This is a genomic window from Burkholderia sp. MSMB1826, from assembly GCF_001526325.1.
Taxonomy (GTDB): Bacteria; Pseudomonadota; Gammaproteobacteria; order Burkholderiales; family Burkholderiaceae; genus Burkholderia.
This window is the reverse complement of the sequence record NZ_LOYN01000022.1, coordinates 291,517-304,770: the sequence shown is the minus strand read 5'-3', so window position 1 is coordinate 304,770 and position 13,254 is coordinate 291,517. Positions and strand designations below refer to the sequence as shown.

Sequence of the window (13,254 nt, the reverse complement as noted above, 5' to 3'; positions counted from 1 at the left end):
GCTGAAGTATGACCAAATCCGAGTTGGTCGCGCAGCTGGCATCGCGATTTCCGCAACTTGTCCTCAAGGATGCGGATTTCGCGGTGAAAACGATGCTCGATGCGATGTCCGACGCCCTGGCGAAAGGGCATCGCATTGAAATTCGGGGTTTCGGCAGCTTTGGCCTCAATCGTCGCCCGGCGCGCGTCGGACGCAACCCGAAGTCGGGGGAGAAAGTGCAGGTGCCAGAGAAGTTCGTGCCGCACTTCAAGCCTGGCAAGGAATTGCGTGAACGCGTCGACGGCCGCGCCGGTGAACCGCTGAAGGCTGACGATCCGGACGACGAGCGTTGAACGTCGTTCGGTGTGCCCGGAACCTGTCCGGCGAAGGCTGAAAAGAAAGCGCCCCTTGCGGGCGCTTTTTTCATTTCCGGCCCCGCGCGCAACGCCGCGCACAGGATGTGCGCAGCCGCGGAAACGCTTCCTTTACAATACGGGTCGATTCGGTGCGACGAAGGGGAGTCGCGCGCCGCGGCAAACCTCAACAAAGAGAGGGCTTCATGAAGTTTATCGTCTGGCTGATCCGGGTATTGGTGTTCGTCCTGCTGCTGGTGCTTGCGCTGGCCAATACGCAAACCGCGACGCTGAATTTCGTTGCCGGCTACGCATGGCAAGCGCCGCTGATCCTGATCGGCCTGGCATTCTTCGCCGTGGGGCTGCTGGCCGGCCTGCTGTCCGCGCTGCCTTCGATCTTCCGCCTGCGTCTCGAGAACGGGCGTTTGAAGCGCGATCTGCGTGCGGCGCGCGAAACGCCTGCCGTCATCGACCAGCCGCCGATGCCGCCCGTCATTTAACACGGACGCCGCGCGATCATCGCGCGGTTTTCGTCTCTGCTTCGATATTTCGCATGGATCTGGATTTCTGGTGGTTGCTCGCGATTCCGGTCGCGTTCGCGCTCGGTTGGGCGGCGTCACGCTATGACCTGAAGAATCTCCTGTCGGAGAGCGCCAACCTGCCGCGTTCGTATTTTCGCGGCCTGAATTTTCTGTTGAACGAACAACCCGACAAGGCGATCGATGCGTTCATCGAGGTTGCCAAGCTCGATCCCGAAACGGTCGAGCTGCACTTCGCGCTCGGCAACCTGTTTCGCCGTCGCGGCGAGACCGACCGCGCGATCCGCGTGCACCAGAACCTGCTGAGCCGCACCGATCTGCCGGTCAACGAACGCGACCACGCGCTGTACGAACTGGGCCAGGATTTCCTGAAGGCCGGCCTGCTGGATCGCGCGGAAGAGGCGTTCCACAAGCTCGCGGACGGCGACTACGCGCTCGGCGCGCAGCGGGCGCTGCTGACGATCTACGAGATCGAGAAGGACTGGAACAAGTCGATCGATACGGCGAAACGCATCGAGTCGATGAGCGACAAGCCGCTCGGCGTCGAAATCGCGCAGTTTCACTGCGAACTCGCGCAGGACGCGCTGCAGCGCAAGAATGCCGCCGCGGCGGCCGAACAGTTGCGCCTTGCGCTGACAGTGAATCCGCAGAACGTGCGTGCGACGGTTCTGTCCGGCGACGCGGCGGAAGCGGCGGGCGATCACGCGGGCGCGATCGAGCACTGGAAGCGCGTCGAAGCGCAGAACCCGGCGTATCTGCCGCTCGTGGCCGACAAGCTGATGAAGGCATACGTCGCGCTCGGCAAGAACGTCGAAGGCGCCGAGTTGCTGATGGGGTACGTCGATCGTTATCCGTCGAACGACCTGCTCGACATCGCCTATCAGCATATCGCCGGGCTGCGCGGCCAGGATGCGGCACACACGCTTGCGCGGACGCAGATGGAAAAGTCGCCGAACCTGTCGGGGATGCTGCACCTGCTCGATGCGCAGATCGCGGCGGCCGAGGAGCCGCGTCGTAAGGAACTTGAAATGATGCGTGCGCTGATCAAGCAGCGCACGAAAAATCTGCCACGGTATACGTGCCAGAATTGCGGTTTCCGGGCGCGGCTCTTCTATTGGCAGTGCCCCGGATGCAGCGGCTGGGAAACCTATGCGCCGCGCCGCGTCGAACCTGCGATGCCGGGCTGATCCCGGCACGCGGAGCCAACGCGCTGCGGTTGCCGCCGGGCTCGCCCCGGCGGCCAAGTTAGTCAATTACCGGGAAGTACCGGAACATCTATGAAAATCACCATCATCGGCACCGGCTATGTCGGCCTCGTCACGGGCGCCTGCCTCGCGGAGATCGGTCACGACGTCTTCTGTCTCGACGTCGATCCGCGCAAGATCGATATCCTGAACAACGGCGGGATGCCGATTCACGAACCGGGGCTGCTGGACATCATCGCGCGCAACCGCACGGCGGGGCGTCTGCGCTTCTCGACCGACATCGAGGCGAGCGTCGCGCATGGCGAGATCCAGTTCATCGCGGTCGGCACGCCGCCCGACGAGGACGGCTCGGCCGACCTGCAATACGTGCTCGAGGCCGCGCGCAACATCGGCCGCCACATGACGGGCTTCAAGGTGATCGTCGACAAGTCGACGGTGCCGGTCGGCACCGCGCGGCGCGTGCGCGGGGTGGTCGACGAGGCGTTGGCCGCACGCGGGCTCGCGGGCAGCGTCGCGCATCGCTTCTCGGTCGTGTCGAACCCGGAATTCCTGAAGGAAGGCGCCGCGGTCGAAGACTTCATGCGCCCGGACCGGATCATCATCGGCGTCGACGACGACGACACCGGCACGATCGCGCGCGAGAAGATGAAGAAGCTCTACGCGCCGTTCAACCGCAACCACGAGCGCACGATCTACATGGACGTACGTTCGGCCGAATTCGCGAAGTATGCGGCGAACGCGATGCTTGCGACGCGCATCTCGTTCATGAACGAGATGTCGAATCTCGCCGACAAGGTCGGCGCCGACATCGAGGCCGTGCGCCGCGGGATCGGCTCCGATCCGCGCATCGGCTATCACTTCCTCTACGCGGGCGTCGGCTACGGCGGCTCGTGCTTTCCGAAGGACGTGCAGGCGCTGATCCGCACCGCCGGCGAGAACGGCCAGCCGCTGCGCATCCTGGAGGCCGTCGAGGCCGCCAACCATGCACAGAAGGACGTGCTGATCGGCAAGATCGAGCAGCGCTTCGGCGCCGACCTGACGGGGCGCGAATTCGCGGTCTGGGGTCTGGCGTTCAAACCGAACACCGACGACATGCGCGAGGCGCCGAGCCGCCGCCTGATCGCCGCGCTGCTCGAACGCGGTGCGACCGTGCGCGCCTACGATCCGGTCGCCGTCGACGAAGCGCGGCGCGTGTTCGCGCTGGATTTCGGCGACGATGCGCACATGCTGGCGCGACTGCATCTCGTCGACACGCAGGATGCCGCGGTCACGGGCGCGGACGCACTCGTGATCGTGACCGAATGGAAGGAATTCCGCAGCCCCGATTTCACGCGCCTGAAGGCCGAACTGAAGGCACCGGTGATTTTCGACGGGCGCAACCTGTACGAGCCGGACGCGATGGCCGAACTGGGCATCGATTACTACGCGATCGGCCGGCCGTATGTCGATCCCCAGTCGTTCCCCCGTGGCTGAACGTACGATGAATACTCTTCGCGAAGTCGTTCCGGTGCCGCGCGAGCAACTCGCGCGCTCGCGTGTGCTCGTCGTCGGCGACGTGATGCTCGACCGTTACTGGTTCGGCAACGTCGATCGCATTTCGCCCGAAGCGCCGGTGCCGGTGGTGCACGTGCAGCGTCAGGAGGAGCGGCTCGGCGGTGCGGCCAACGTTGCGCGCAATGCCGTGACGCTCGGCGGCCAGGCCGGGCTGTTGTGCGTCGTCGGTTGCGACGAGCCCGGCGAGCGGATCGTCGAGCTGCTCGGCAGCAGCGGCGTGACGCCGCATCTCGAGCGCGATCCGGCCTTGCCGACCACGATCAAGCTGCGCGTGCTCGCGCGTCAGCAGCAGTTGCTGCGCGTCGACTTCGAGGCGATGCCGACGCACGAGGTGCTGCTCGCGGGGCTCGCGCGCTTCGATGCGCTGTTGCCGCAGCACGACGTCGTGCTGATGTCGGATTACGCGAAAGGCGGCCTGACGCACGTCACGACGATGATCGAGAAGGCGCGTGCGGCCGGCAAGGCGGTTCTGGTCGACCCGAAGGGCGACGACTGGGAACGCTATCGCGGCGCATCGCTGATCACGCCGAATCGCGCGGAACTGCGCGAGGTGGTCGGGCAGTGGAAATCGGAAGACGACCTGCGCGCGCGCGTCGCGAATCTGCGTGCGGCGCTCGGCATCGACGCGTTGTTGCTCACGCGCTCGGAAGAGGGCATGACGCTCTTTTCCGCGGGCGGCGAACTGCATGCGCCGGCGCTCGCGCGTGAAGTGTTCGACGTGTCGGGCGCGGGTGACACCGTCATCGCGACGGTCGCGACGATGCTCGGCGCCGGTGTGCCGCTCGTCGACGCCGTGGTGCTCGCGAATCGCGCGGCCGGCATCGTGGTCGGCAAGCTCGGCACGGCCACGGTGGACTACGACGAACTGTTTCACTGAGTGCATTCGGCGGCGCGACGAGCGCGCCGCACGAGTGGCTCGCACTTTTCAGGCAGGACGATCATGACCCTCATCGTTACCGGCGCAGCCGGTTTCATCGGCGCGAACATCGTCAAGGCGCTCAACGAGCGCGGCGAGACGCGCATCATCGCGGTCGACAACCTGACGCGCGCGGACAAGTTCCGCAATCTCGTCGACTGCGAGATCGACGACTATCTCGACAAGACCGAATTCGTCGAACGCTTCGCGCGCGGCGATTTCGGCAAGGTGCGCGCGGTATTTCATGAAGGCGCCTGTTCGGACACGATGGAAACCGACGGCCGCTACATGATGGACAACAACTTCCGCTACAGCCGCGCGGTGCTCGATACCTGCCTCGCGCAGGGCACGCAGTTCCTGTATGCATCGTCGGCCGCGATTTACGGCGGCTCGACGCGTTTCGTCGAGGAACGCGACGTCGAGGCGCCGTTGAACGTATACGGCTATTCGAAGTTCCTGTTCGACCAGGTGATCCGTCGCGTGCTGCCGAGCGCGAAGAGCCAGATCGCGGGCTTCCGCTATTTCAACGTGTACGGCCCGCGCGAGACGCACAAGGGGCGCATGGCGTCGGTCGCGTTCCACAACTTCAACCAGTTCCGCGCGGAAGGCAAGGTGAAGTTGTTCGGCGAGTACAACGGTTATGCGCCGGGCGAGCAGACGCGCGATTTCGTGTCCGTCGAGGACGTGACCAAGGTGAACCTGTTCTTCTTCGATCATCCGGAGAAGTCGGGCATCTTCAATCTCGGCACGGGCCGGGCGCAACCGTTCAACGATATCGCGTCGACGGTCGTGAACACGCTGCGCGCACTCGACAACCAGCCGCCGCTCACGCTCGCGCAGCAGGTCGAGCAGGGCTTGATCGAATACGTGCCGTTCCCCGATGCGCTGCGCGGCAAGTACCAGTGCTTCACGCAGGCCGACCAGACGAAGCTGCGCGCGGCCGGCTACGACGCACCGTTCCTGACCGTGCAGGAAGGTGTCGACCGCTACGTCCGTTGGCTATCCGGCCAGGTTTAAACCGGCGCGTTGCATCGATAGACTGGGTCTCACGGTCGGCAGCCGCCGGCCGTTTTTCTTCGGAGATCCAGCACATGATCAGGAAATGGTTTGCCGCGGCGGTCATGCTCGGCGCAGTGGCGTCGGCCTGGGCGGCCGTCGACGTCAACACCGCGAACGAGGATGCGCTCGTCGGTATCAAGGGCATCGGTCCGGCGCGGGCGAAGGCGATTCTCGACGAGCGCGGCGCACGCGGCCCGTTCAGGAATGCAGACGATCTCGCCGCGCGCGTGAAGGGCATGGGCGGGCATACCGTCGAGCGGCTTCAGCAGGAAGGGTTGACGATCGGTGCGGCGGCGGGCGCGGCGCCGTCAGCCGCAGGCAAGCCGGCGGCGGCGAAGCCTGCCGCTGCACCGGCTCGCACCGCGCAGAAATAACGGGTCGCACCTACCCGACCAAGGGCTCCTTCAGTCGCCGTCGTTGCGACGGCTTCCCGCGGCATGCCGCGGGTTTTTTGCATGGAGCGGCATGCGCGGCGATCGCGACCGCGCGGCGCGCGTATTCCATCGTCGCAATGGGGTTGCCGACGCGCGTGCCGGCGCTGGTTTACAATCGATCGGTTGATCGGCCTCGCACTCACGGTATATCCATGGCTTACAAAACTATCGAAGACACGATCGGCAATACGCCGCTCGTGCAACTGGTCCGCCTGCCGGACGACGAGATTCGCGCCCGCAACAACGTGGTGCTCGCGAAGCTCGAGGGCAACAATCCGGCCGGTTCCGTGAAGGATCGTCCGGCGCTGTCGATGATCGGCAAGGCCGAGGCGCGCGGGCGCATCAAGCCGGGCGATACGCTGATCGAGGCGACGAGCGGCAACACGGGCATCGCGCTCGCGATGGCCGCGGCGATCCGCGGCTACAAGATGGTGCTGATCATGCCGGAGGATCTGTCGGTCGAGCGCCGCCAGAGCATGGCGGCTTATGGCGCCGAAATCATCCTGACGCCGGTGAAGGGCGGGATGGAACTGGCGCGCGACCTCGCGGAGCAGATGCAGCGCGAAGGCAAGGGCGTGATCCTCGACCAGTTCGGCAACCCCGACAATCCCGTCGCGCACTACGAAGGCACGGGGCCGGAGATCTGGCGCGATACCGAGGGGCGCATCACGCACTTCGTGTCCGCCATGGGCACGACGGGCACGATCATGGGCACGTCGCGCTACCTGAAGGAACAGAATCCGGCGATCGAGATCATCGGTGCGCAGCCGGAAGACGGCTCGCGTATTCCGGGTATTCGCAAGTGGCCGGAAGCGTACATGCCGACCATTTTCGATCGCAGCCGCGTCGACCGCGTCGAGAGCGTGAGTCAGGCTGCGTCTGAAACGATGACGCGCCGGCTCGCGGCGGTCGAAGGTATCTTCGCGGGCATTTCGTCGGGCGGCGCATGCGAAGTCGCGTTGCGCATCGCGCGCCAGGTCGAGAACGCGACGATCGTGTTCATCGTCTGCGATCGTGGCGACCGCTACCTGTCCACGGGCGTGTTTCCCGCCTGAGCGAGAGGGGGCGCGGCCCGCGCATCGATAAAAAACGCCGCTTCTGCGGCGTTTTTTCTTTGGGCGACCGGTGCTTACTGCGACTGCGCCGCGGCAGCGGCGGGTTGCAGCGCGCCGCTCGCTTCCATCTGCGCTTTCACGGCCTCGCCGAGCTGGTACACGGTGAGCGCGTAGAAGAAACTGCGGTTGTAGCGCGTCAGCACGTAGAAGTTCTTCAGGCCGAGCATGTATTCGGTCGCGCGACCCGGCGTCGGCAAGTCGACCACGGTGACCGGCGTGCCGGCTTCGGTCGTGATGTTGACCGTCGGCTCGTTCAACGTCATGCCCGCGCGCAGCAGTTGCGACAGCGCCCAGTGCGGTTCGGGCTGGCCGTCGGCGGCGGCCTGGGCGATGCCCAGGCTGCCTGTATCGGGCGTGATCTGCCAGACCACCGGACGGTCCGTTTCCCAGCCGTGCTGCTTCAGGTAGTTCGCGACGCTGCCGATCGCATCGACAGGACTGCTGCGCAGATCGACGTGACCCGTGCCGTCGAAGTCGACCGCATATTCGCGGATGCTGCTCGGCAGGAACTGCGGAATCCCGATCGCGCCGGTGTACGAGCCGAGCACGGTGGTGGGGTCGAGCTGGTTGTCGCGGGTCCAGACCAGGAAGTCTTCGAGGTTCTTGCGGAACGTGGCCTGGCGGCTGTCGCGGTTCGGCGTGTCCGGGTAGTCGAACGTGAGCGTCGTCAGCGCGTCGAGCACGCGGAAATTGCCCATGTAGCGGCCATAGATGGTCTCGACGCCGATGATGCCGACGATCACCTCGGGCGGCACGCCGAACTGCTCGGACGCGCGCTGAAGCGTGGCCTGGTTCGCTTTCCAGAACTTCACGCCCGCGTTGATGCGGATCGGCTCGATGAAGCGCGAGCGATAGACGCGCCAGTTCTTGACCGTCGGCGACGGGGCCGGCTTCACGAGCTTGACGGCCGTCGCCGAGTAGCTGATGCGCGAAAACAGCGCATGCAGGCTTGCCGAATCGAAACCGTTGCGGCTCACCATCTCGTCGATGAACGCGTCGACCTTCGCATTGTTCGCGTAACGCTGTGGAACGATTTCCTCTTCGAAGGTCTGGCCTTGCGGCGTCTCCTGCTGCGGCTGGGCTTGGGCGACGAGCGTGCCGGCGGGCTTCGCCGGCTGCGTCTGCGCGACGGCAGACGCGGTGCCGAGGGCCGTGGCGAGGGCAGCGGCGACGAGCGGAACGCGAACCCGGAACAGCGCGGAAAGAAGGGCGGCAGGCTTGCTGGAATTCATGTCGAAGCGGGCGGACAGGGCGATTGTGTTCGGCGCAGTATACCCGACGCATCCGGCGCACCGGGCCGAAGCTGGCCCCCGTTGTGGTAAGTTAGCGGCGAATTCGCGGCAGACGATGGACATCATTGATGGAGACCTGCGACGCACCGTGCGCCGCGGATGACAGCTTATGGCAACCGTTTTCTATACGCACCCCGACTGCATGCTGCACGAGATGGGGGAATGGCATCCGGAATGTCCGGCCCGCCTGTCGGCGATCCAGGATCAACTGATTGCGAGCCGCATCGACGACCTGATCGTGCACGAAACCGCGCCGTTCGCGAGCGAGGTCGCGCTGGGCCGGGTGCATACGCAGGCGCACATCGACTACATCCGAAGCATGACGCCGGTCGACGGTTACGTCGAGATCGATCCCGACACGCTGATGAATCGCGACACGTGGCGCGCGGCACTGCGCGCGGCCGGCGCCGCGATCGCGGCGACCGACGCGGTGATCGAAGGCCGCTATGCGAATGCGTTCTGCGGCGTCCGCCCACCCGGCCACCATGCGGAGCCCGCGCGCGCGATGGGCTTCTGCTTCTTCAACAACGTCGCGATCGCCGCACGGCACGCACTCGACGTACACGGCATCGAGCGCGTCGCGATCGTCGATTTCGACGTGCATCACGGCAACGGCACCGAGGCGGCGTTCGCGAACGACGAGCGCGTGCTGATGTGCAGCTTCTTCCAGCATCCGCTGTATCCGTTCTCGGGCGTCGATCATCAGGCGCCGAACATGGTCAACCTGCCGATGCCCGCACGCAGCAACGGGATGGCGATTCGCGAAGCCGTCGACATGTTCTGGCTGCCGCGCCTCGACGCGTTCAAGCCGCAGATGCTGTTCGTGTCGGCCGGCTTCGATGCGCATCGCGAGGACGATATCGGCAATCTCGGGCTCGTCGAAGCCGACTTCGAATGGCTGACCGCGCGAATCGTCGACGTGGCGCGCCGGCATGCGCAGGGCCGTATCGTCAGTTGCCTCGAGGGCGGCTACAACCTGTCCGCGCTCGGGCGCAGCGTCGTCGCGCACCTGCGCGTGCTGGCCGGGATCTGATTCGCGATTGACCGGCCGGGCCGGGCGCGTTCAGCGCGCCGGCACGCGCGCATGAATCCACGCGATCAGCGCGTCGATCACGCGGTCGCGTTCGAGATCGTTCATCGTTTCGTGGAAGCCGCCTTCGTACAGCGTCAGCGTACGATCGGGCGAACCGACGTGCGCGCCGAACGCCCGGCTGCCGTCGGGTTCGGTCAGCTTGTCCTTCGTGCCGTGATAGACGAGCACCGGCACGCGCAGCGCGCCGCGGCCGCGCTCGATGCGCGCCATCGCATCGAGGATCTCCGCGCCGGTGCGGGCGGGCACGGCGCCGTGATGCACGAGCGGGTCGGCGCGATTGGCGGCGACGACGGCCGGATCGCGCGACAGCAGGGCCGCATCGATCCTGATCGCGGGGAAAGTAGGCCATGCACGGCTGATGAGGCGGCTGAGCGCAAGCATCCAGCGCGGCACGTCGCGCCCCGGCGCAAGCGCCGGACTCGACAGCACGAGGCCGGCCAGTGCGTGGCCGCGAGCCGGTGCACGTTCGATCGCGTAGAGCGCCGCGATCGCGCCGCCCATGCTGTGCCCCATCAGGAATAGCGGCGCGTCGCCGCGCGCGGCTTCGGCGACCAGCGCATCCGCGTCGTTCAGGTAGCCGTCGAAACGCTCGACCCACACGCGTTTGCCGGGCGACTGGCCATGCCCGCGCAGATCGATCGCAAGCACGTCGATGCCGGCTGCGTTCAGCCGGCCGGCGAGCGCGGCATAGCGGCCCGCGTGTTCGGCGAGGCCGTGCACGAGCGCGATCGTCGCGCGCGGCGGCCCGCTGCCGTCGCCGGCCGGCCAGCGGTACGACGCCAGTTCGAACCCGTCCGCGGTACGCAGCCGGCCCATGTGCGGCGCGGGCGCCGAAGGCGCCGATCCGGCAATGGCGGCGGGTGCGGCGGCCGGCGTGGTGGTGGCGCTCATCTGGCGTGTCTCCGGTTCGTTGGCGAGTGAGTTCCCGATCATAGTCGCGGCCTCCCGGCGTGGGCGAAGCAGCGCTCCTCTAATTTCGTCTGGTTATGAAAAGATCGAAATCGATTATTAAGGGGAATGAGGGGTTTGCGGTAAAATCGCCGGCTATTCCCGATGCATCGGCGGCCGACTGGCGGGCCAACTCGCCGGCCGGCCGCCGTTTTGTTTACATGATCGAATTACGCAATCTTTCGCAGCGTTTCCCCGGCCCGGGCGGCTGGGTCGAAGCGTTGCGCAACGTCAACCTGACGATCCCGCAAGGCGAGGTGTTCGGCATCATCGGCCGAAGCGGCGCCGGCAAGAGCACGCTCGTGCGCACCATCAACCTGCTCACGCGGCCGACCGAAGGCAATGTCGTCGTCGGCGGGCGCGACCTGATGCTGCTGTCGGCCAGCGCGCTGCGCGAGGCGCGCCGCGAGATCGGCATGATCTTCCAGCACTTCAACCTGCTGTCGTCGCGCACGGTGTTCGACAACGTTGCGCTGCCGCTCGAACTGGCCGGCGCGAGCCGTGCCGACATCGAGGCCGCCGTGTTGCCGCTGCTCGACCTGGTCGGGCTGTCCGCGCAGAAGGATCGCTATCCGGCGCAGATCAGCGGCGGCCAGAAGCAGCGCGTCGGCATTGCTCGCGCGCTGGCGAGCCAGCCGAAGGTGCTGCTGTCGGACGAGGCGACGTCCGCGCTCGATCCCGAAACCACGCGTTCGATCCTCGATCTGCTGAAGCGCATCAACCGCGAACTCGGGCTGACGATCGTGCTGATCACGCACCAGATGGAAGTGATCAAGCAGGTCTGCGATCGCGTCGCGGTGCTCGACGCGGGGCGCGTGGTCGAAGAGGGCCGCGTGATCGACGTGTTCCTGCAGCCGCATCACGAAGTCACGCGCGCGCTGATCGGCGACGTGATCGCGCAGGAACTGCCGCCCGCGCTGAAGGCGCGCGTGGCCGAGCGGCTGAAGACGGGCAGCGGCCATCTGCTGCGGCTCGCGTTCACGGGCTCGGGTGTCGACCAGCCGATCCTGTCGGAGACGATCCGCCGGTACGAACTCGATTTCAACATCCTGCACGGCCAGATCGACGAGATCCAGGGGCAGGCATTCGGTTCGCTCGCGGTGCTCGCCGGCGGCGAGCCGGGCAAGGTCGGGCAGGCGCTCGCGTTCCTGCGCGAACAAGGTGTGGTGGTAGAGGAGCTTTCGTATGTTGAGTGAGATGTTCGATATGTTCGTGCAGTCGTTCTGGGAGACGCTGATCATGGTCGGCATCTCCGGGGCGGTCGGCGCGCTCGTCGGCCTGCCGCTCGGCGTGCTGCTCTACCTGACCGATCGCCAGGGCGTGTTGCAGAACCTCGCGGTGAATCGCGTGCTCGGCGGCATCGTGAACGCGGTCCGCTCGACGCCGTTCATCATTCTGCTGGTCGCGGTGATTCCGTTCACGCGGCTCGTCACCGGTTCGTCGATCGGCACGGCCGCGGCGGTCGTGCCGCTGACGCTCGCGGCCGCGCCGTTCATCGCGCGTCTCGTCGAAACGGCGCTGCGCGAGGTCGATCGCGGGTTGATCGAGGCCGCGCAGTCGATGGGCGCGACCACGTCGCAGATCGTATTCAAGGTGCTGTTGCCCGAATCGCTGCCGGGCGTCGTCGCGGGCCTGACGATCACGTTCGTGTCGCTCGTCGGCTATTCGGCGATGGCGGGTGCGATCGGCGGCGGCGGGCTCGGCGATCTCGGGATCCGCTACGGGTACCAGCGCTATCTGCCGGAAGTGATGTGGACGGTCGTCGCGATCCTGATCGTGTTCGTGCAGATCGTGCAATCGTTCGGCGACTGGCTGGTGCGCCGGCTGAGCCACAAATAAGACCAAACCGATCCGACAGGAAAGACACGATGCAACGACGCTTCATGCTGAAATTCGCGGCGGCGCTGGGCGCGGCCGCGCTGTTCGCGGGCGCGCATGCGCAGGCCGAAACCATCAAGGTGGGGGTGACGGGCGGTCCGCACGCGCAGATCATGGAAGTGGTGAAGAAGGTCGCGGCGAAGGACGGCCTGGAGATCCGCATCGTCGAGTTCTCCGATTACGTGCAGCCGAACGCGGCGCTCGCGTCGGGCGACCTCGACGCGAACAGCTACCAGCACGATCCGTATCTGCAGGCGCAGGTGAAGGATCGCGGCTACAAGCTGCTCAAGGTCGCGGACACCGTCACGTTCCCGATGGGCATCTATTCGAAGCGCGTGAAGTCGCTGGCCGAACTGAAGCCGGGCGCGCGCGTCGCGGTTCCGAACGATCCGACCAACGGCGGCCGCGCGCTGCTGTTGCTGCAGAAGCAGGGGCTGTTGAAGCTGCGCGCGGATGCAGGGCTGAAGGCGACGCCGCTCGATATCGTCGACAATCCGCGCAAGCTGAAGATCGTCGAGCTCGACGCGGCGCAGATTCCGCGCTCGCTCGGCGACGTCGACGCGGCCGCGATCAATACCAACTACGCGATGGAAGCGGGGTTGAAACCGAAGCAGGACGCGATCGCGATCGAGGGCCCGAACGGCCCGTACGCGAGCATTCTCGCGATCCGCGAGGCGGACCGGAACAAGCCGTGGGTCGCCAAGCTGATTGCGGCGTACCACTCGGCCGACGTGAAGCAGTTCATCGAAGGCAAGTTCGGCGGCGCGGTCGTTGCCGCCTGGTAACCGATGGAGCGCGGACGCCCGGCGGGATTAGAGTCGATGATCGAAAACCCGGGCTTTGCGTCCGGGTTTTTTCTCTTTTAAAATAGAACGACCGTTCGCTATCA

General features: G+C 65.9%; 14 protein-coding genes. 12 read left to right on the top strand and 2 right to left on the bottom strand.

Annotated features, from left to right (window positions below; translation table 11 throughout):
• Nucleotides 1-8 precede the first annotated feature (8 nt).
• The 8 genes from WS95_RS13660 (at nucleotide 9) to cysM (ending at nucleotide 7,094) form a co-directional block, all read left to right on the top strand.
• Nucleotides 9-332, top strand: a complete 324-nt coding sequence (locus WS95_RS13660) for an integration host factor subunit beta (protein ID WP_006486894.1) — start codon at nucleotides 9-11, stop codon at nucleotides 330-332.
• A 206-nt stretch (nucleotides 333-538) separates the two neighbouring features.
• Nucleotides 539-832 (top strand): lipopolysaccharide assembly protein LapA domain-containing protein, encoded by a 294-nt coding sequence (locus tag WS95_RS13655; protein ID WP_012328123.1) that lies wholly within the window; start codon nucleotides 539-541, stop codon nucleotides 830-832.
• Nucleotides 833-885: 53 nt separating this feature from the next.
• A complete protein-coding gene (gene lapB, locus WS95_RS13650; protein ID WP_059779700.1) occupies nucleotides 886-2,058 on the top strand; it encodes a lipopolysaccharide assembly protein LapB in 1,173 nt (390 codons plus the stop codon).
• 90 nt (nucleotides 2,059-2,148) lie between these two features.
• A complete protein-coding gene (locus WS95_RS13645; RefSeq protein WP_059779702.1) occupies nucleotides 2,149-3,549 on the top strand; it encodes a UDP-glucose dehydrogenase family protein in 1,401 nt (466 codons plus the stop codon).
• A gap of 7 nt (nucleotides 3,550-3,556) precedes the next feature.
• Nucleotides 3,557-4,507: a D-glycero-beta-D-manno-heptose-7-phosphate kinase gene (gene rfaE1 / locus WS95_RS13640; protein WP_052100257.1), complete on the top strand. Its 951-nt coding sequence runs from the start codon at nucleotides 3,557-3,559 to the stop codon at nucleotides 4,505-4,507.
• Nucleotides 4,508-4,570: 63 nt separating this feature from the next.
• Complete coding sequence (gene rfaD, locus WS95_RS13635; protein WP_006496538.1) at nucleotides 4,571-5,563, top strand: ADP-glyceromanno-heptose 6-epimerase; 993 nt, start codon at nucleotides 4,571-4,573, stop codon at nucleotides 5,561-5,563.
• A 74-nt stretch (nucleotides 5,564-5,637) separates the two neighbouring features.
• Nucleotides 5,638-5,979, top strand: a complete 342-nt coding sequence (locus WS95_RS13630) for a ComEA family DNA-binding protein (RefSeq protein WP_059824240.1) — start codon at nucleotides 5,638-5,640, stop codon at nucleotides 5,977-5,979.
• A 212-nt stretch (nucleotides 5,980-6,191) separates the two neighbouring features.
• A complete protein-coding gene (gene cysM / locus WS95_RS13625) occupies nucleotides 6,192-7,094 on the top strand; it encodes a cysteine synthase CysM (protein WP_034206721.1) in 903 nt (300 codons plus the stop codon).
• Between the two features lie 74 nt (nucleotides 7,095-7,168).
• Here cysM and mltB read toward each other — a convergent pair whose 3' ends face one another.
• A complete protein-coding gene (mltB, locus tag WS95_RS13620) occupies nucleotides 7,169-8,386 on the bottom strand; it encodes a lytic murein transglycosylase B (RefSeq protein ID WP_059824238.1) in 1,218 nt (405 codons plus the stop codon).
• A gap of 169 nt (nucleotides 8,387-8,555) precedes the next feature.
• Here mltB and WS95_RS13615 point away from each other — a divergent pair, with 169 nt between their 5' ends.
• Nucleotides 8,556-9,479 carry a histone deacetylase family protein gene (locus WS95_RS13615; RefSeq protein WP_059824237.1) on the top strand — a complete coding sequence of 308 codons (924 nt, stop codon included), beginning with the start codon at nucleotides 8,556-8,558 and terminating at the stop codon, nucleotides 9,477-9,479.
• A gap of 30 nt (nucleotides 9,480-9,509) precedes the next feature.
• Here WS95_RS13615 and WS95_RS13610 read toward each other — a convergent pair whose 3' ends face one another.
• A complete protein-coding gene (locus WS95_RS13610) occupies nucleotides 9,510-10,430 on the bottom strand; it encodes an alpha/beta hydrolase (protein WP_059824606.1) in 921 nt (306 codons plus the stop codon).
• A 218-nt stretch (nucleotides 10,431-10,648) separates the two neighbouring features.
• On the opposite strand from WS95_RS13610, the gene WS95_RS13605 reads away from it, so the two are divergent.
• Genes WS95_RS13605 through WS95_RS13595 form a run of 3 tightly spaced genes read left to right on the top strand, consistent with a single transcriptional unit; the run spans nucleotide 10,649 to nucleotide 13,150 of the window.
• Nucleotides 10,649-11,683 carry a methionine ABC transporter ATP-binding protein gene (locus WS95_RS13605; protein ID WP_034206725.1) on the top strand — a complete coding sequence of 345 codons (1,035 nt, stop codon included), beginning with the start codon at nucleotides 10,649-10,651 and terminating at the stop codon, nucleotides 11,681-11,683.
• On the top strand, nucleotides 11,673-12,326 hold the full coding sequence (locus WS95_RS13600) for a methionine ABC transporter permease (protein ID WP_006486982.1): 654 nt from the start codon (nucleotides 11,673-11,675) through the stop codon (nucleotides 12,324-12,326). Before WS95_RS13605 ends, WS95_RS13600 begins: the two co-directional genes overlap by 11 nt.
• A 29-nt stretch (nucleotides 12,327-12,355) precedes the next feature.
• On the top strand, nucleotides 12,356-13,150 hold the full coding sequence (locus tag WS95_RS13595; protein WP_059824235.1) for a MetQ/NlpA family ABC transporter substrate-binding protein: 795 nt from the start codon (nucleotides 12,356-12,358) through the stop codon (nucleotides 13,148-13,150).
• Nucleotides 13,151-13,254 lie beyond the last annotated feature (104 nt).